Raw genomic sequence first — 17421 nt, 5'->3', positions numbered from 1 at the left:
CTATGACAGTTGAAGTGGCGCCGGGGGAGGCGCAGGAGATCGAGCGGGTCGAGCCCGGCTATCGCCAGGTGTTGCGGATCCACACGGCGATGCTGTGGCTGCCGCTGGTGGTGGGCGCGGTGGTGCTCGACCGGATGATCCTGGCGAAGACCGCCGCGGGCGGGCTGCTGCTGGTGCTGGTGCCGCTGCTTGCGCTGCTGACGATCGTCGCGGCGCCGGCCCGGGTCTGGCAGAGGCTCGGCTATGCGCTCGAACCGGCGATGCTGCGGGTGGTGCGGGGCTGGATGTGGCACCGCGATACGCTGGTGCCGCTGACGAGGGTTCAGCATCTCGACATCGCGCGCGGGCCGCTCGACCGTGTGTTCGGGACTGCCAGCATCGTCATCCATACCGCCGGCACGCACAACAGCACGGTTACCCTCCCCGGCCTCAGCCCCGACCGCGCGGCCGAGATGGCAGGCGTGATCCGCGCCCAGATCCGGGCCGAGCCCGACGAAGCGTGAGCGCCGACGAGGCCCCGGCCGAGCATCTCCACCCGATCGCGCTGGTCAGCGGGTTCGGCAAGGCGGTCCGCAACCTGTTCGGCGGGATCGCGGCGGGCGGTTATTTCGCGCTCAAGGGCAATGCCGCGACCGGGCTGCTGATCGTCGCGGGGATCGTGGCGGTCAGCATCGCCGGGCTGGTCCTCCACTGGTGGCGCTTCTCCTATCGGGTCGGCCATGACGCGATCCGGATCGACAGCGGGATCCTCAGCCGGAACCACCGGACCATCCCCTTCGACCGGGTGCAGGACGTCAGCATCGCGCAGCCGCTGCTCCACCGGCTGATCGGCGTCGCGCGGGTGACGCTCGAGACCGGAAGCTCGACCGCGGGCAAGGAGGAGGGCGTGCTCGAGGCGGTGTCGCTGGCCCGCGCCGAGGCGCTTCGCGAACGGGTCCGGAGCCGGCGCGGCGGGGTGGTCTCGACCGAGGCGGGACCGGCGGCGGCGAGCGCCGAGGAGCCCGCGCCCTTGTTCGCGATGGATTTGAAGCGCGTGCTGACGCTCAGCCTCCTGAGCTTCAGCCTCGCCATCCTCGCGGTGCTGTTCGGCGCGACTCAGACGATCGGCGACGTGTTCGACTTCGATCCTTTCTCGCGGCGCTTCTGGCGGATGGTGCTGACCGACAGCGGGATCGGGCCCTTCGTGCTCGGCCATCGCTATGGCGTGGCGATCGGCGGGACGATCGTCCTGCTGCTGGTCGGCGTGCTGACCGGGATCGTCCGGACGGTGCCGCGCGAATGGGGCTTCACCCTCACCCGGAGCGGCCGGGCGCTGCGCCGGCGCCGCGGCCTCTTCACCCGGACCGACGTCTCGCTCCCGATCCGGCGGATGCAGGTCGGGGTGATCGGGACCGGACCGGTGCGCGAGCGGCTCGGTTTCCATCGCTTCGCGGTCGAGAGCCTCGCCAGCGATCCCGGCGCGGGGGGACGCGGGCAGAGCGACCATGTGCTGGCCCCGCTCGCAACCCGCGACGAACTGGCGCCGATCGGAAGTGAGATCGGCTGGCCGCTGCCCGACGAGGCGACCGAATGGCGTGCCGTCGACAAGGCCCATGTCACCAGCTTCTGCGTCGCGCTGCTTCCGGTCTTCCCGCTGCTTCTCCTGCTTGGACCGCTGCGCTGGCACGAATGGAAGCGCACCGCCTACGCGCTCGAAGGCGGGCGGCTGCTGATCCGGACCGGCTGGTGGAAGCGCCGCACCCTGCTCATCCCGCTCGCCAACATCCAGACCGTGGACCGGACCGAAAATGCGCTCGGCCGGCGGTTCGGGATCGCGAGTCTGGTGATCGGCACCGCCGGCGGCAGCGCAAGCGGGCACCGCCTCCCCTCGCTTCCGCGAAAAGAGGCGAGTCATTTGCACCGGCTGCTGCTATCGCACGCGGCATGAACATGGCGCTTGGGGTCGAAAGGTCGCTGTCGGGCCAGCCGTGGCGCTGGCGGCGGCCGCAATCGGACGAGAAACTGGGATCGGCGCTGGTCGACGAATTGCTGCTCGGACGCGGGGTCCTTCCGCACGAGCTCGACCGCTATCGCGTTCCGACCATCCGCGACCTGCTGCCCGACCCGAGCCAGTTCCGCGACATGGACGCCGCCGCCGAGCGGGTGGCCGATGCGGTCGAGCGCGGCGAGGGAATCGCTATCTTCGGCGACTATGACGTCGACGGCGCGACCAGCAGCGCGCTCCTGACCCTGCTTCTCCGGCAGCTCGGCAGCGAGGCGATGATCCACATCCCCGACCGCCAGGCGGAAGGCTATGGCCCCAACTTCCCCGCTTTGCTTGCGCTGCGCGACCGCGGCGCGGGGCTGGTGGTGACAGTCGACTGCGGCGCGCAGGCATTCGAGCCGCTCGCGGCGGCCCGCAGCGCCGGCCTTGACGTGGTGGTGGTCGACCATCACCAGTGCGCCGCCGCGCTTCCGCTGTGCCATGCCCTGGTCAATCCCAATCGCCTCGACGAAGGGGAGACCGGGCTCGCCCACGGCCATGTCGCGGCGGTCGGCATGGCCTTCCTGCTCGGCGTCGCGCTGGTCCGGGTGCTCCGCGCACGCGGCTATTTCGCAAGCCGCCCCGAGCCGCGGCTGATCGAGCTGCTCGACCTCGTCGCGCTCGGCACGGTCGCCGACGTCGCAAAGCTCCACGGCCTCAACCGCGCCTTCGTCGCGCAGGGCCTGAAGGTCATGGCCAGGGGCCAGAATATCGGGCTTCGCGCTCTTGCCGAGGCGGCGCGGCTGACGACCGCCCCCTCCTGCCGCGACCTCGGCTTCGCGTTGGGGCCCCGGATCAATGCCGGCGGACGGGTCGGGCGCGCCGATCTCGGGGTTCGCCTCCTCACCACCACCGACCCCGAGGAAGCGCGCGCCATCGCGATCGAACTCGACCGGCTGAACGAGGAAAGGCGGGCGATCGAGCAGATGGTGCTCGAGCAGGCGCTGAGCGCCGCCGAAGCCCAGCGCGACGCGCCGGTCATCACCGTCGCGGCGACCGGCTGGCATCCCGGCGTCATCGGGATCGTCGCGGGGCGGATCAAGGAACAGTTCGGCCGGCCGGCGCTGGTCATCGCGATCGGAGAGGACGGGATCGGCAAGGGCTCGGGCCGCTCGATCAGCGGGGTCGACCTCGGCGCGGCAGTGCTCGCGGCCAAGGACGAGGGCCTGCTTGCGGGCGGCGGCGGCCATGCGATGGCGGCGGGCGTGACCGTCGCGCCGGGCGGGGTCGAGGCGTTGCGCGACTATCTCTCGGCCCGGCTTGCCGACGATGTCGCGGTGGCGACCGCCAATCGCGCGCTCTTGCTCGACACGCTCTGCGCCCCGCGCGGGGTGGCGGCGGGCCTGTGCGACGCGCTCGACGCCGCTGGCCCCTATGGCGTCGGCTGGCCCCAGCCGCGGGTCGCCGCGGGGGAATCGCGACTGCTCCAGGTCGGAGTGGTCGGCAACGGCCATGTCCGCGGCCTCGCCAGCGGCGGCGACGGGGCGAGCTTCAAGTGGATCGCCTTCCGTGCCGCCGAGACCCCGCTCGGCGCGGCCTTGCTGTCGATGCCGTCGGACCGGCGGCTGTGGCTGGCCGGAACGGTCCACCGCGACACTTGGAACGGAGGCAACAAGGCGGAACTTCATCTCGAAGATGCCGCGCTTGCTTGACGGTCCCGCCAGCCTCGCCTAGGAGCGCCGCGCAACGCATGGCCCCTTCGTCTAGTGGTTAGGACGCGGCCCTTTCACGGCTGAAACACGGGTTCGAGTCCCGTAGGGGTCACCACCGCCTTTCGCGCGGTGGTCGCCGGCGAAGAGCGCCGGTCCATCATCGCCCAACTCGCTAGCGGATGAAGTTCACCAGGCTGAGGTTCGCCAGACGGCTGAACACCGTATAGCTGCTTTCGAGCGTCGTCTGGCGCTGGACCAGGGTGCTCGCCACCTCGGCCATGTCGGCATCCTCGTTGCGCGCGACCAGCCGCTGGAGGATGAGCGCGCGCTCCCCTGCCCGCTCGGTAAGGTTCTCGACCTGCGCCTGACGCCGGCCGGTCTCGGCATGGACCGCGCGAAGCGTCTTCAGCCCGTCGTTGATCTGCCCCACCGCCTGGCTGATCGCGGTCAGCTGCGCGGCCGTGGGCGCATCGGGGATCGGCCCCGCCTCGGCCAGCGTCCGAAAGGCTTCGAACAGCCCCGTCCCCAGTGCGCTGGCCGTCGTGCCGTAGGCGACGTCAAGCCCGTCGGCGACCCGCGCCCGCGCCTCGACATTGTCGTTGGCGAAGGCACTCGCAGTCGCAAGGCCGGCAGTCGCGGCGAGGGTCGCGGGGACGAAGGGCGCGCTATCGGTCCGCGAGCCGGCGAAGAGATAGGTCCCGCCTTCGTCGCTGTTGAGCCCGGTGCGGAAGCGCTGGAAGGCTTCCTCGATCTTCTCCTGCACCCCCTCGGCACGGCCGGTCGCGGCGCTGGCGAGCAGCGTGTCGCGAAGCCCGTTCAGCGACTCCTCGATCCCGCCGATCTGATTGTCCATCAGCGCCAGCGTGGTGCCGATCCTCACCCCCACCGCGGCATGGGCTTCCTGCCGTGCGAGCAGGGTCCGCGCTGACAGGTTGCGCATCGTCTCGATCCCGAGCGAGGCGAAGTCGGGCGCCTTCTTGCCCGTCGCCATCTGCTGCTGGGTCTCGGCGAGCTTGCGCTGCGAGACGGCAATCGATTCGAACAGGGTCCGCTGCATCGGCACGGTGGCGACGCGGTACCAGCCGCTCATCGCTGCACCATGGCGATCAGCGTGTCGTACATGTCGGTGGCCGTGGTCATCACCCGGGCGGCCGCCGAATAGCTGTTCTGGAGCGTCACGAGGCTGGCCAGTTCTTCATCGATATTCACTCCCGAATAGCTGTCGCGCCGATTGACCGCGTCGGCCTTGCGCGCGGCCATGTCGTCCAGCCGGTCCTTGGCCCCCGAGGCGTCGAGCCCGGCCTGGCCGAGGACCGCGCTGGCGAAGCTTTCCATTCCCGAGCGACGCCCCCGGCCGAGGTCGACCGCGGCGCGAAGCTGGTCGACGAAGGCGTTGGCGCCGCGGCTGTCGCCGCTTCCGACCGCCTTGGTCCCGACCGCGGCGCTGGTATCGAGGCGGGCGAGCGGGAGATTGCGGGCGCTGGCGGCGATGTCTGGCCGGACCTCGGCCAGCGCCAGCCCCGCCTCGCGGCCCGAGGGGAGCAGCAGCGAGGTCAGCGAACGCCCGGTGCCGAACCGGCTGGTCGTGTCCGACACGACGTCGAGCGTCGCGGTCGGAAGGTTGGCCACGGGCGTGAAGGTCAGCCGCCCGCGCGGATCGAGCGAGGCGCTGCCGAAGGCGGCGAGCGGCCCGGCATTGAGCGCGGCGACGAGGTCGCCGAAGGTGCCGCCCGCGACGGGGGACAGCGTCTCCTGCGCAAGCACCCGCCCGTCGGGCCCGCGAAGGACGAATTGGGCTGCTTCGCCCGCGCCGAGGCCATGGGGATCGCCGGCGACGAAGCCCGCCGGGCCATAGGTGCGCGGCCCGCTGACGAGATCGTTGAGGCCGAACAGCTGGGCAAAGCCCATCCCCGCCCGCTCGCTCGGCACCGCGGGGTCCTGCGCCACCGCGACCCCCAGCCCCGCCGACCCGGCGATGCTGAGCTTTCCGCCCGCAAAACTGGCGGTGGCGAGGCCGCCCATGCCGGCGTTGATCGCATCGACCGCATCCTGGATCGTGGCGCCCGGGCCGAGGCTTGCGAATTCGAGGGTGAAGCTTGCGGCGAGCGTGCCGTCGCTCGCCAGCGCCGCGACCACCGCCCGGCCCGAAAAGCCGAGCCGGTCGGTGGCGGCAAAACCGGTCAGCGCGCCGTCGAGCCGCGCCGGCGGGGGCATGGCGGTGCCGGCGTTGCTGACCGCGTTGAGGCTTTCGGCAAGCCCGCCGAACAGGCTTCCGATCTGCTCGGCAAAGGCGGGCAGACGGCGATCGCGAAGATCCATCAGGCCGCCGAGCCGCCCGCCGATCGCGGGGCTGTCGAGCCGCTCGCCGGTGTCGGCGCCGAGGCTTCCGTCGGCCTCGGCGAAGCGAAGGCGGACCGCGGGATAAAGCGGCTGCGCACTGCCGTCACTGGGGGGATAGTCGAGCAGGCGCAGCCGACGGTCGAGCAGGGTCAGCCCGCCCGCCGTGTCGATCGAGAGGCGGCCGTCGCTGCCTTCCCGAACCTCGATGTTGATGAGCCCGGCCAGTTCCTCGACCGCGGTCATGCGCTGGTCGATCGAGCCGTTGCTGGCGCGGCCCCCCGCCGCCTGCCGCGCGACCGCGTCGTTGAGGGCGTCGATCCGCTGGAGGAGCGTGTTGATCGTGTCGACGGTGAAGCTGAATTCGCGCTCGGCATCGACCCGGAGGCTGTCGATGTCGCCGTCGAGCGTCTGGAGCGAGGAGAGCGCCTGCTGGACCGCGCCGACGAAGCCTCGGACGGTAGGCTCGCTGCCGGCCGCGCCGGTCATCGCCACCGCCGCCGCGCCGATCGCGTCGAGGCGGGCGGGAAGGCCGTTCGATTCGCCCGGGGCGCCGAGCAGGGCCTGGAGCCGGTCGAGCGAGCCCGCGACCGCCTCGGCCTGGCCCCAGTCGCCGGCCCGGCGGTAGACCGTCGCCTCGAGGAAGCGGTCGGCGACCCGGACCGCCTCCTGCGCGCGGACCCCGGTCACCTGCCCCGCGGTCACCCCCGTCTGGAGCGGCACGCGCTCGCGGGCGTAGCCGGGGGTGTTGACGTTGGCGATGTTGTTCGACGCCGAGCGCAGCCCCGCCTGGGCGGCGTTCAGCCCCGACAGGGCGCTCCCGAGGATCTGCGACAGGCTCATCCCTCAGGCCGTCAGCGCTTCAGGTTGGACAGTTCCTGCAGCATGTCGTCGACCGTGGTGATGATCTTGGACGACGCGCTGTAGGCCCGCTGGTAGCGGATCATGTTGGTGAATTCCTGGGCAAGGTCGACGTTGGAAGCTTCGAGCGTCGCGCTCGAGATCATCCCTGCGCCGAGCGCGCCGGGCGGGTTGATCGCGACCGAGCCGCTGGCGCTCGACACGGCAAAGCCGTTGCCGGTGAGGCGGGTGAGGCCGTCGGGATTCTGGAAGGTCGCGACGGGGAGCTGGAAGACCTTGCGCGCGGTGCCGTCGTCGAACACCGCGCTGACCACGCCCTTCTCGTCGACCTCGATGCTGGCGATGTTGCCGAGGAGGCCGCCGTCGACGCTCGAGCTGATCAGCGCGCTCTGCCCGCCGAACTGGGTGAGGCCGTCGAGCCCGCCGTCGCTGCCGAGCTGGAGGTCAATCGGCTGCGCCCCCGCGCCATTGGTCCAGGCCGGGGTCAGCGATCCGAACAGGGCGGGCGAGGAACCAGCGAGGTCGAGGCTCCCGTCGGGGTTGAACATCACCGTCCCGCTGGCGAGGAGGCCCCCGGCCGCGGTGACGTCGGTCGCGGGGACGGCGAAGATTTCTGCCTGCCACTGGTTGGGGGCGGTCTTGGCGAAGGCGATGCTCAGCCGGTGCGCGCCGCCCTGCGCGTCATAGACGTCGAAGCTGCGCTGGAATTGCGGGGTGACCGTTCCGGCCGCCATGTCGCCCGCGGTGTAGGTGCCGGCGAGGACCGGGGCATCGGACTGGAGATTGGCGCGCATCTGGAGCCGGCTGGTCGGGGCGGCCGAGCCGGTCAGTTCGCTGAGGCGCACGGGCTCCAGCGCATTGAGATTGCCGGTATCGACATAATTGCCCGCGGCATCGAGCCGCCAGCCCTGGAGATAATAGCCGCTGGTGTTGCGCAGATAACCCTGGAGGTCAGGCTTGAAGGCGCCGGCGCGGGTGAAGGCGACCTCAGAATCGGACCCGACCCCGGAGCGAACCACGAAGAAGCCCGCCCCGTCGATCGCAAGGTCGGTCTGGCTCGAACTCGCCTGGAGCAGCCCCTGCTTGCTGATCAGCGCCTGCGGGGCGGCCGCGACACCGCCGGCCGAATAGCTCGACTTCATCCGCCCGTCGGTGACGAGGGTCCTGAATTCGGTCGCGACGCCCTTGTAGCCGATGGTGTTGATATTGGTGATGTTGTCGGCGACCGTGGCCATTGCCGAGGATTGGGCGCCGAGGCCGGAAACGCCGGCATAAAGGGCGGAATAGAGGCTCAAGGTGCAAGGCTCCCCAACAGCGGATCCGGCCCGGCGCCGATCCCTTCCCGAACTTTATAGGGGGGCGCGCCGATGGCCCCGCCGACCGGCAAAATTTGCCGCCTTGCCCGCCCGCGCCCCGGGGCCCTGCCTATGATGGGGGAGGACGAACCAGACGGAAGGTGGACCATGACCTTGAGGATTTCTCTTCGCGACGGGGAACGCGTCGTCATCAACGGCGCGATCATCCGCGCGTCGGGCCGCACCGACCTTGCGATCGAAAGCAAGGTGACGATCCTGCGCGGCCGCGAGATCATGAGCCCGGCCGAGGCGAGCACGCCCGCGCGGGCGCTCTATTTCCACACGATGATGGCCTATCTCGACCCGGAATCGATCGAGCAGCACCATCGCCAGATCATCGACAGCCTGTCCTCGGTGACCCGCCTCTCGACCTGCGAACAGGGTCGCGCCGCGGTCGCGCAATTCGCCGAGCGCGCGGCGCAGGCCGATTATTATCGGGCGCTGGGCGACTGCCGGACGCTGATGCGGCTCGAGCATGACGCGCTGGCGCAGGTGGCGGAGATCGCCGCCTGAGCGTCACCGCCGCGCTTGGCGGCCTGGCCCGGACGGTCCGTGAGACGCCGCGCTGGCGACGCTTCGGGACCTTGCTCAAGGTCCAGGGCGCCTGCCTCGAAGTGAGCGGGCTTGGCGGCGCGGCGACGGTCGGCGCACGACTGCGGCTGGTGGGATCGGCCGGTCCGGTCGATGCCGAGGTGACCGCGATCGACGGCGACCGCGCGACCGCCATGGCGTTCGATTCGACCGAGCAGCTGGTCTCGGGCACGCCGGCGGAACTGCTTGCGGGCCAGGCCGCGCTTCGCCCCTGCGAAGGCTGGCTCGGACGGATCATCGACGGGCTCGGCCGGCCGCTCGACGGCCTCGGGCCCTTGCCGCGCGGAGGAACGCCTGCGCCGTTGCGCGCGGCCCCGCCCCCCGCCGCCGAGCGCAGCCGGGTCGGCCCGACGCTTGCGACAGGGGTCCGCGCGCTCGACCTGTTCGCGCCGCTTTGCGAAGGGCAAAGGCTCGGCCTGTTCGCCGGCTCGGGGGTCGGCAAGTCGGTCCTGCTGTCGATGCTTGCCCGCTGGGCCGACTGCGATGTCGCGGTCATCGGGCTGATCGGCGAACGCGGCCGCGAGGTGCAGGAATTCATCCTCGATGACCTCGGCCCCGACGGGCTTGCCCGCTCCGTCGTCGTGGTCGCGACCTCGGACGCCCCGGCCCTGCTCCGGCGCCAGGCGGCCTATGCGACCTTCGCGGTCGCCGAGCATTTCCGGCGGCAGGGCTGCCGCGTCCTCTGCCTGATGGATTCGGTCACGCGCTTCGCCATGGCGGGGCGCGAGATCGGCCTCGCCTCGGGCGAACCGCCCGCCACCCGCGGCTACCCGCCGTCGGTCTTCGCCGAACTGCCGCGGCTGCTCGAACGGGCCGGCCCCGGCCCGGCGGGCGAAGGCAGCATCACCGGCCTCTTCACCGTGCTGGTCGACGGCGACGATCATGACGAGCCGATCGCCGACGCGGTGCGCGGGATCCTCGATGGCCATGTCGTGATGACCCGCCGGATCGCCGAGCGCGGCCGCTATCCGGCGATCGACCTGCTCAAATCGGTCAGCCGCACCCTCCCCCATTGCCTTGCCCCCGACGACAACCGGCGCCGACTCGAGGCACGCGCCTTGCTTGCGACCTGGGCCTACATGGAAGAGCTCGTCCGGCTGGGAGCCTATGCGCCGGGCGCGAATGCGGAGGTCGACCGGGCGATCGCCCTCGCGCCGCGGATCGAGGCGCTGGTGGCGCAAGGGAAAGATGACCGGGGTGAACCCGACGCCGCCTTTGCCGCGCTTGGCGACTTGCTGGCCGAGGCCATGCCGTGAGCCGGCTCGCCCCCGCCATTCGCCACCGCCGCCGGGCGCTCGACCGGCTGGCGCTTGCCATCGCAGCCGAAGTCCGCGCCGGCGCCGCGCTTGCTGATGAGGCGGCGGCGCTGGACCAGCAGCGGCAGGACGAGCGGAGCCTTGCCGCGCCATGCCCGAGCGTCGCCGAAGCCTGGTTCGGCGCCGCGCGAAGGCGCCTCGGATCGATTGCGGACGAACGCGCTGAGCGGTCGCGGCGACTGGACGCGCTGAGGGCGGAGACGGTCGCGCTTCGTGCCCGCTTACGCTTGCTCGAGGAGGCCGAGGCCGAGCAGCGGCGGGCCGAACAGCGGGCCGACGAACGGCGGCGCCAGGCTGCACTCGACGAGCTGACCGCCGCGCGCTGGGCCCGGCGATGAGCGGTACCGAACTCCAGCGGCTGAGCGCGTCGGCCCGCGCCGACCTCATCTATCGCGCGGCCCGGGGGGAGATCGACGGTCGCCTTTGGGCGACCGCGCTCGGCCGCACCGCGGATCCAACAGCGCCAATGCCGACGCCGCACGGGCGAAACCTGCTCAGCCTCGACACCCTGGTCGATGCACTCCAGGCCGACGACCGATTGCAGCCCCGGCTCAGCCCGGAGACACCCCCGTCCCCTGCCCCGAGCGGTCGGACGACGCTCGCGCTCGGCGCCAACGCAGCATTCGAGCCTCTGCTCGAGGCTGCGGCCGCGCGAACCGGGCTCGACCCGGCCATGCTGGCCGCGATCGTCGATGCGGAGGCCGCGCGCCGTCCGGACGGCCGGTGGCACGCGCAGAGCCGCAATCCGCGCTCGACCGCGACCGGGCTCGGCCAGTTCCTCGCCGGCACCTGGCTCGACGAGGCGCGACGGCCGGGAAGCGCACTCCATGCGCTCGCCAGCGCGCGGGGCTGGCTGGCGCCGGGTGGCGGCGTCCGGAGCGAGGCGCGCACGGCCTTGCTTGCGCTGCGGAGTGACCCGGCGGTGGCGATCGAGGCCATCGCCGACCATGCTGCGCGCAACCTTGGCAGCCTCGCGCGGGCCGGCGTGCGGCCCGAAGGCCTGCAGGACATGTCGCGCGCCGCCTATCTCGCGCACCACCTCGGGCTCGGCGACGCGGTCCGCTATCTTGGCCGTGGGCTCGACGAGGCGCGGGCGGCGCGGCTGCTCGACGCACAGGTAGGGAGCGCCGCCGCCGCGCGCTGGATCGCCGCCGCCGGCTCGGCCGCCGAAGCGCATCGCGCCTGGCTCGACACCTATGTCGAGAAGCGCATCCGCCCGGCCCGATACCTTACCGCCTGACTTCCGCCAAACAGTCCGTTTTCGAGCGATCCGGCGCACCGCCGAAGGGGGCTCAGGGCGGCTGCGCGGCCAATCACTCCGCTCCGGAGGAAGTGGTTCGACCCGATTAACTGCGCGGGTCGCTTGCTGGTGTCCGCGGGGGTGCCGGGAATGGGTCCCGGTCACCCCGTCCGGGGGATGCCATGTCGAAGACTACTGCGGCGCTCGAAACCGCCGTCGCCGAACTGATTGCCCTGCGTCCGGTGGAGGGGGCCGAACGGACTCCGCGGCAGCGCCGCGACGTCGATCTCGTCTTTGCCCGCCTGCTGCGGCTGCTCAGCCCGCGCTTCCGCCACTTCATCCGGCAATATGGCCTGGTCGGTCACTGGGACGATGCCGAGCAATGCTGCGCGATCGCGGTGCACCGGGCGGTCGAGGCCTATGACCCCGAAAAGGCGCAGTTCACCACCTTCGTGAACTGGCAGATCCGCGGCGAGCTGCAGTCGCTCCGCTTCCGCCTGATGACCGACCAGCGCCCCTCGGCGCAGAAGGTGTCGGCGACGACCGTCTCGCTCCATAACCAGGTGTCGGGCCCCGATGGCGAGGACAGTTCGCTCGAGGCGCTGATCGAGGACGAGGATGCGCTGGAGCGGACCGAGCGCTCCGCCAGCGACTATCTCGCCCGCGCCGCCGCCCAGTGCCTGATCGAGGAATTCGTCAACAAGGGCCGCCATGCCGCGCTCGAATCGCTCCGCCGCAAGCAGCCCAAGCGCGAACTCGCGCGGGCGCTGAAAGCCGGTGGCCGCGCGGGCCTGGACGCCGAGGCGGTGGGGGCGATCGAATCGCGGCTCGAACGCGACCGCGAGATCCTCGAGGCGCGCGTGTTCGGCGAGCTTGCCGATTATGATGCGCCCGAAGGCAGCGGCCTCAGCCGGGAGCAGGTCCGCCAGATCGGCAAGCGCGCGGCCAAGGTCATGGCCGAGCTCACCGAGGTTCATCCGCGCTTCCGGGTCATGGCCGACTACGGCCCGACCGTCGCCAGCCGCCGCAAGGGCAGCGAGACCGCCCCGGTGCTCGCCCACTCGAACCCCGATCCCGGCAGCGCCGGCGGGTCCGAGGGCGCTTCGCTACGCCCCTTGCCGCCGCTCCGCCGGCCGGGGCCGCTCGCGGCCTGAACGCGATTGCAGGCCAGACGAGGAAAGGCCCGGCAGTTTCGCCTGCCGGGCCTTTTGCTTGTCCGCCGATGGCCGGGTCGCCCCGTTGTCAGAATTCCTTCCAGTCGTCCTCGACGAATTCGGTCAGCCCGGGAATGGCCGCTGCGGGCAGGGCGGCGACGGGGGACTGGTAGGCGCCTTCCTTGCCGTGGCGGGGAAGGTCGAGCCCTGCGGGAGCGGCCTTGGCGGGCTTTGGCGCGGCCGCCTTCTTCGCGGCGCGCGGCGGGGGAGCCTTGGGCATCGCCTTCTCCGTCGGCGCAGCCGGCTTCGGCGCCGCGGCGGGCGGAGGCGCGACGACGGCGCGCGCTGCCGGGCGGCCCGAATGGCGGAAGCGGCCCGCCTGCTCGCCCAGCGCATCGACTTCCTTGAGGAGATTGCGCGCCGCCGCCGAGGTCTCCTCGACCATCGCGGCATTCTGCTGGGTCGACTGGTCCATGCTGGCGATGGCGGCATTGATCTCGCTGATCGCCTGCGCCTGCGCCTGATTGTCGGTGGCCATCGAGCCGAGCAACTGGTGGACCTCGCCGACGTCGGTGGAAATGTCCTGAAGCGCCGAATCCACCTTCTCGACCGCGCCGACGGCAGTGACGATGTCGGTCTGGGTCACGGTCAGCTGGTCGCGGGCGCGCTTGGCCTCTTCCTCGGCCCGCATCGCCAGCGCGCTGACGAGATCGGCGACGACCGCGAAGCCGCGCCCCGCCTCGCCCGCACGACCCGCCTCGACCGCGGCATTCATCGCCAGGACGCGGGTCTGGAAGGCGATCTTGTCGAGGCCTTCAATGACGCTGTCGATGCCCTTGGCGCTTTCGCTGACCCGGCCCATCGCCTGCACCGCCTCGTCGGCCCGCTCGCGCCCACCGCTGACGGTGGCGATCGTCTGGTCGGCGCGGGCCACGGTCTGCGAGGAGGAGGTCGCCGAGGCGCGCAGCCGCTGGTCCATCTGCTGGATCGCGGCGCTGGTCTGCTCGAGGCTCGCGGCATTGCCCTCGGTGCGGCGGGCGAGATCCTCGCTCGCCTGCGCGATCTCGCTGCTGCCGGTGCGGATCTCGGCCGTGCTTTCGCCGACGGTTCGGATGAGTTCGCCGAGCCGTCCGACCGCGCCGTTGAAGGCGGTCCGGAGCTGGCGATAGGTGTCGGGGAAGCTGTCGCCGATCTCGACGGTAAGGTCGCCGTCGGCCAGCCGGTCGAGCCGGTCGCCGAGCGTGTCGACCACCTGCTGCTGCTCGGCATCGGCAACCTTCTTTGCGGCCTCGAGCTGCGCCCGTTCCTCGGCCTGGTCGCGGAACACCTGCACCGCCCGGCTCATCGCGCCGATCTCGTCGGCGCGCCCGGTCTGGTCGATCGCCACCTGATGGTCGCCCGCCGCGAGCAGCCCCATCTTGTCCTTGAGGTCGAGCAGCGGCCGGACGATCCCGCCCTTCACCACGACATGGGCGAGCGCCAGCGCGACGCCCGTCCCGACCAGGGTCAGGAGGATGGCGTAGAGAAGGTTGCGGTCGGTCGTCTCCGCCAGCGCGGCGGCCTCGGCATCGGTCGCGGCGATGCGGCGGTCGTTGCTGTCCTTCAGCTGGCCGCTGAACTCATCGAGCATGGCATCGGCCCGCCCAAGCAGCCGCACCGCGCCCGCCTGATCGCCGGCGCCCGCCCGCGCGATCGCGACCCGGACGGTGCGGTGGATCGCGCCGGTCTGGGTGAGCAGCGCCTCGGCCGACGGGGTGAGGTCGGGGTCGAGCTCCTCGGCCTTGCGGATGGTCTCGGTCAGCGCCGCCATCGCCGCATCGGCATCCCCGGCCGCGCTGCGCGACGCGGCGCTCCCTTGCGGATAGGTCACCGCGCGAAAGCCGTGGCGGAGGATGTCGGACGTCTGCCGGTGGCTCCGCACCATCTGCGCGATGGCGGGCAGCTTGCGGTCGATCAGTTCGGCATAGCGGGCATCGATGGCACGGATCTTCCAGGCATTCACGCCAGCGGTGACGACCGCCACGCCGCCGAGCAGCAGCAGCATCGCCAAAATCTTCTTCATGATCCCGATGTCCTGCAGCAGCCGCTTCATCCTGCCCGCCCCTTGTCCAGCCATGCGGCGCCGCCCGACGTGCCGCGGCACCGGGCGACGATCGCTCCTTTCCCTTATAGGCGGTGTGCGGCGCCCCCTCGGGCAAGCGCGGCGATTGTCCGGCCTGGCCGCCGCTAGCGGACCAGCCAGCCCTTCTGCTGGAGCGAGCGGCGGAAGGCCTTCTCGAAGCAGCCGGTGCCGGCCGAGGGGCCGATGTTGCTGCAACTGCCGATCCCGCTGTCGCCTTCCGCGACCCAGTTCATCCGCTCGGCCATCGCGCCCATGACATTGCCCTTGGGATCGTAGGGGGCGTCGGGATCGGTCACCTGATAGATGCGGCGCTGGTCGCGGCGGCCGCAGACGGTGACCGCATCCTCGCGGTCGCGAAGCCGACATTCCTGCCGCGCCACCTCATGGGTAGCGGAGCCGACAAGATTGGGGCCAGCCGCGAGGGCGAGGAGGAGCAGCACGGCGGGATGATGCGCTCCTGCGGCAACGGCGGCAAGAAATGTCTCCGGTTCGCGCACGGCTCAAATATCTAGCCAATCCGGAAACCCCATTACAGAGGGGGCAGGATGGTCAGTCGCGCCGATTTCTCCTGGCAGCGCGCGCAACGGAGCCGCGCCTCGAACTTGGCCAGGTCGCATGAACCGCCAAGCTGCACCGCACCCTGCCCATCGAGCGTGCGCGATGCGCCGCAATACCCGCAATCGATCTTCACCGCTGCGCGGAAGCGGACCAGGTCGCCAGTGGTTCGGACATGCTTGGTAGACACGGCGACGACATAACGCGCGAAGAACAAATCAGGAACATGGGGCGTCATCTTTTCTGTGGATGACCGCCTCCTCCTCGGCATAGCCATCCTTCACGGACAAATCGCTGTCCTACAGTGAGCCATATAGGTTAGCTATATAGCGACTCGGTGGTTCAGCAGGAGCAAGCATTGCCCGAATCCCCACCCCCGGCCATCGACGACCTGATCGACGGCCTGATCAGCCGCGAGGGCGGCTACGTCCATCATCCCGCCGACCGCGGCGGCGCGACCAATTACGGGATCACCGAGGCGGTCGCCCGGGCCCATGGCTATGACGGGCCGATGGCATTGCTTCCGCGTGACGAAGCGGCCGCCATCTATCGCCGGCTCTACTGGCTCCGTCCGCGCTTCGACCAGGTTGCGCGTCGGGCGCCCCGGATCGCGGCCGAACTGTTCGACACCGGCGCCAACATGGGGCCGGCGGTCGCGACGACCTTCCTCCAGCGGGCGCTGACCGCGCTCAACCGCAATGGGAAGGACTTCGCCGACATCACGCCCGACGGCCGGGTCGGGCCGCATACGCTCGCCGCGCTCGATGCCTATCTCGACCGCCGCGGCGAAGGCGGCGAGACCGTGCTGCTGCGCGCGCTCGAGGCGCTGCAGGGCGAACGTTACCTCCGCCTCGCCGAGAAACGGCCCGCCAACGAGGCCTTCCTCTACGGCTGGCTCGCCAACCGCCTCGGCGAGCAGCGCTGAGCGAACCCCCTTTTCCCTTCAAGCCGCAGGAGCTTTTCCATGCCCCTCATCGAAGCCGTCGTCGGTCCGCTCGCCAAGCTGATCGACAAGATCATCCCCGATCCCCAGGCCCGCGACCGGGCCAAGCTTGAACTGCTCAAGCTCGAGGGCGACCAGGAAGCCGCGCAGATCGCGCAGCAGATGCAGGCGATCATCGCCGAGGCCAACAGTAGCGACCCCTGGACCAGCCGCGCCCGGCCGAGCTTCCTCTACGTCATGTATGCGCTGATGCTGTGGTCGATCCCGATGGGCCTGATCGCCGCCGCCAACCCGGCCACCGCCGCCGCGATCGCGACCGGCATGACTTCCTACCTGCGCGGTCTTCCGAGCGAGCTCTACACGCTCTTCGGCACCGGCTACCTCGGCTACACCGCCGCCCGCACTTGGGGGAACATCAAGGGCGTGCGCTAGGGCTGATCCGGCGCGCTGCGCGCAATAGCCTCCATGGCTTTTGCGTGCCCGGGCTTGCTAGGCCGAAAGCCTTGCAGCGACCAGGAAGGCGAGGTCCCACACGATCGTCCCTCCGGCAGCGCAGCGCTCTTCCTCGAGCCGTTCGGCCAAGGTTTCCAGTCCCACATCCGCAGCGCTTGCAACCTTCCGCTCGACAAGGCGCGGAAGCATCATTGCAATGAGCGTCGGCAGGAACGATGGTTCGCCGGGCTGGAGCAGAATAGCTTCACTTCGTGCGACTTCGATGGCGAGGCCTTCCGCTCGAAAGAGATCGACCAAGCGAAGGGCGAGACCCACGTCGCCACCCTCGGCCGCGACGGTCGTCCACATCCAGTCATAAAGCTGACGATGCAGGTCGAGCCGTCCAAGACCGGCCGGCAGGCTGGAGCGGGCATGCTCCTGAAATGCCAGGACCGCCCCCGGCTTTGCCAGCTGCGTCAAGCGCGCGATCGTTGAAGCTGCCTGAGGAAGGTACATCAGCACTCTCCGCCCCACGATCGCATCGAACGGGCCGAGATCCGGCAGCTCATCCGACAAGTCCACTGCGCGATAGCGAATTGGCGCCGCAGAGGGACTGATCGGCGCGGTGCGCGCCATGGCCAGGGCTTCGTCGCTGCGATCGATTGCAACCACCTCGCCTTCGGGCCCTGCCAACTCGGCCACGAAGCGGCTGAGGTCGCCACTTCCGCATCCGACGTCGAGCACTCGCATGCCCGCCTCGATGCCGAGGCCCGCGAAAAAGCGTGCGGTAGGGGCATTTGCAGGATTGATCACGGCACCTCGACAGAATGTAATATTGTT

At 70.7% G+C, this 17421-nt stretch carries 17 protein-coding genes and 1 tRNA gene; 11 read left to right on the top strand and 7 right to left on the bottom strand.

The features are described from left to right. Nucleotides 1-2: 2 nt before the first annotated feature. The 4 genes from AC4GYU_RS05690 (at nucleotide 3) to AC4GYU_RS05675 (ending at nucleotide 3790) form a co-directional block, all read left to right on the top strand. On the top strand, nucleotides 3-503 hold the full coding sequence (locus AC4GYU_RS05690) for a PH domain-containing protein (protein WP_491085921.1): 501 nt from the start codon (nucleotides 3-5) through the stop codon (nucleotides 501-503). Continuing rightward, on the top strand, nucleotides 500-1927 hold the full coding sequence (locus tag AC4GYU_RS05685) for a PH domain-containing protein (RefSeq protein WP_491085920.1): 1428 nt from the start codon (nucleotides 500-502) through the stop codon (nucleotides 1925-1927). Before AC4GYU_RS05690 ends, AC4GYU_RS05685 begins: the two co-directional genes overlap by 4 nt. Next, nucleotides 1924-3675 carry a single-stranded-DNA-specific exonuclease RecJ gene (gene recJ, locus AC4GYU_RS05680; RefSeq protein WP_491085919.1) on the top strand — a complete coding sequence of 584 codons (1752 nt, stop codon included), beginning with the start codon at nucleotides 1924-1926 and terminating at the stop codon, nucleotides 3673-3675. The genes AC4GYU_RS05685 and recJ overlap by 4 nt, the downstream gene beginning before the upstream one ends. A gap of 40 nt (nucleotides 3676-3715) precedes the next feature. Beyond that, nucleotides 3716-3790: transfer RNA gene (locus AC4GYU_RS05675), tRNA-Glu, on the top strand. Nucleotides 3791-3847: 57 nt separating this feature from the next. Here AC4GYU_RS05675 and AC4GYU_RS05670 read toward each other — a convergent pair. The 3 genes from AC4GYU_RS05670 to flgE are packed head-to-tail and all read right to left on the bottom strand — an operon-like array spanning nucleotide 3848 to nucleotide 8168. Further along, on the bottom strand, nucleotides 3848-4765 hold the full coding sequence (locus tag AC4GYU_RS05670; RefSeq protein ID WP_491085918.1) for a flagellin family protein: 918 nt from the start codon (nucleotides 4763-4765) through the stop codon (nucleotides 3848-3850). Beyond that, on the bottom strand, nucleotides 4762-6855 hold the full coding sequence (locus tag AC4GYU_RS05665) for a flagellar hook-associated protein FlgK (protein ID WP_491085917.1): 2094 nt from the start codon (nucleotides 6853-6855) through the stop codon (nucleotides 4762-4764). Before AC4GYU_RS05665 ends, AC4GYU_RS05670 begins: the two co-directional genes overlap by 4 nt. 11 nt (nucleotides 6856-6866) lie before the next feature. Beyond that, on the bottom strand, nucleotides 6867-8168 hold the full coding sequence (gene flgE / locus AC4GYU_RS05660) for a flagellar hook protein FlgE (RefSeq protein WP_491085916.1): 1302 nt from the start codon (nucleotides 8166-8168) through the stop codon (nucleotides 6867-6869). Nucleotides 8169-8336: 168 nt separating this feature from the next. Between flgE and AC4GYU_RS05655 the strand changes: the two genes are divergently transcribed. The 5 genes from AC4GYU_RS05655 (at nucleotide 8337) to AC4GYU_RS05635 (ending at nucleotide 12529) form a co-directional block, all read left to right on the top strand. Further along, nucleotides 8337-8741: a flagellar biosynthesis repressor FlbT gene (locus tag AC4GYU_RS05655; RefSeq protein WP_491085915.1), complete on the top strand. Its 405-nt coding sequence runs from the start codon at nucleotides 8337-8339 to the stop codon at nucleotides 8739-8741. A gap of 23 nt (nucleotides 8742-8764) precedes the next feature. Beyond that, nucleotides 8765-10075: a FliI/YscN family ATPase gene (locus AC4GYU_RS05650; RefSeq protein ID WP_491086887.1), complete on the top strand. Its 1311-nt coding sequence runs from the start codon at nucleotides 8765-8767 to the stop codon at nucleotides 10073-10075. Continuing rightward, the gene (locus tag AC4GYU_RS05645) at nucleotides 10072-10473 is read left to right on the top strand and encodes a hypothetical protein (RefSeq protein ID WP_491085914.1); all 402 of its coding nucleotides are present in this window, start codon (nucleotides 10072-10074) and stop codon (nucleotides 10471-10473) included. The genes AC4GYU_RS05650 and AC4GYU_RS05645 overlap by 4 nt, the downstream gene beginning before the upstream one ends. Further along, nucleotides 10470-11375 (top strand): peptidoglycan-binding protein, encoded by a 906-nt coding sequence (locus tag AC4GYU_RS05640; RefSeq protein WP_491085913.1) that lies wholly within the window; start codon nucleotides 10470-10472, stop codon nucleotides 11373-11375. The genes AC4GYU_RS05645 and AC4GYU_RS05640 overlap by 4 nt, the downstream gene beginning before the upstream one ends. 182 nt (nucleotides 11376-11557) lie before the next feature. Then, entirely contained in the window at nucleotides 11558-12529 is a 972-nt protein-coding gene (locus tag AC4GYU_RS05635) for a sigma-70 family RNA polymerase sigma factor (protein ID WP_491085912.1), read from the top strand. An 88-nt stretch (nucleotides 12530-12617) separates the two neighbouring features. Here the strand turns inward: AC4GYU_RS05635 and AC4GYU_RS05630 are convergent, their stop codons facing one another. The 3 genes from AC4GYU_RS05630 to AC4GYU_RS05620 all read right to left on the bottom strand — a co-directional run bounded on the left by AC4GYU_RS05630 (nucleotide 12618) and on the right by AC4GYU_RS05620 (nucleotide 15444). Continuing rightward, nucleotides 12618-14621: a methyl-accepting chemotaxis protein gene (locus AC4GYU_RS05630; RefSeq protein ID WP_491085911.1), complete on the bottom strand. Its 2004-nt coding sequence runs from the start codon at nucleotides 14619-14621 to the stop codon at nucleotides 12618-12620. A 134-nt stretch (nucleotides 14622-14755) separates the two neighbouring features. After that, nucleotides 14756-15091: a hypothetical protein gene (locus tag AC4GYU_RS05625; RefSeq protein ID WP_491085910.1), complete on the bottom strand. Its 336-nt coding sequence runs from the start codon at nucleotides 15089-15091 to the stop codon at nucleotides 14756-14758. 89 nt (nucleotides 15092-15180) lie between these two features. Beyond that, nucleotides 15181-15444 (bottom strand): hypothetical protein, encoded by a 264-nt coding sequence (locus AC4GYU_RS05620; RefSeq protein ID WP_491085909.1) that lies wholly within the window; start codon nucleotides 15442-15444, stop codon nucleotides 15181-15183. 120 nt (nucleotides 15445-15564) lie between these two features. On the opposite strand from AC4GYU_RS05620, the gene AC4GYU_RS05615 reads away from it, so the two are divergent. After that, nucleotides 15565-16131, top strand: coding sequence for a glycoside hydrolase family 108 protein (locus AC4GYU_RS05615; protein WP_491085908.1), 567 nt, complete (start codon nucleotides 15565-15567; stop codon nucleotides 16129-16131). 39 nt (nucleotides 16132-16170) lie between these two features. Then, complete coding sequence (locus AC4GYU_RS05610) at nucleotides 16171-16581, top strand: 3TM-type holin (protein WP_491085907.1); 411 nt, start codon at nucleotides 16171-16173, stop codon at nucleotides 16579-16581. Between the two features lie 57 nt (nucleotides 16582-16638). On the opposite strand, the gene AC4GYU_RS05605 is transcribed toward AC4GYU_RS05610, so the two are convergent. Continuing rightward, the gene (locus AC4GYU_RS05605) at nucleotides 16639-17394 is read right to left on the bottom strand and encodes a class I SAM-dependent methyltransferase (protein ID WP_491085906.1); all 756 of its coding nucleotides are present in this window, start codon (nucleotides 17392-17394) and stop codon (nucleotides 16639-16641) included. Nucleotides 17395-17421: the final 27 nt, after the last annotated feature.

The organism is Sphingomonas sp. SP2 (genome assembly GCF_058313385.1).
This window is presented reverse-complemented; position numbering and strand designations above follow the sequence as displayed.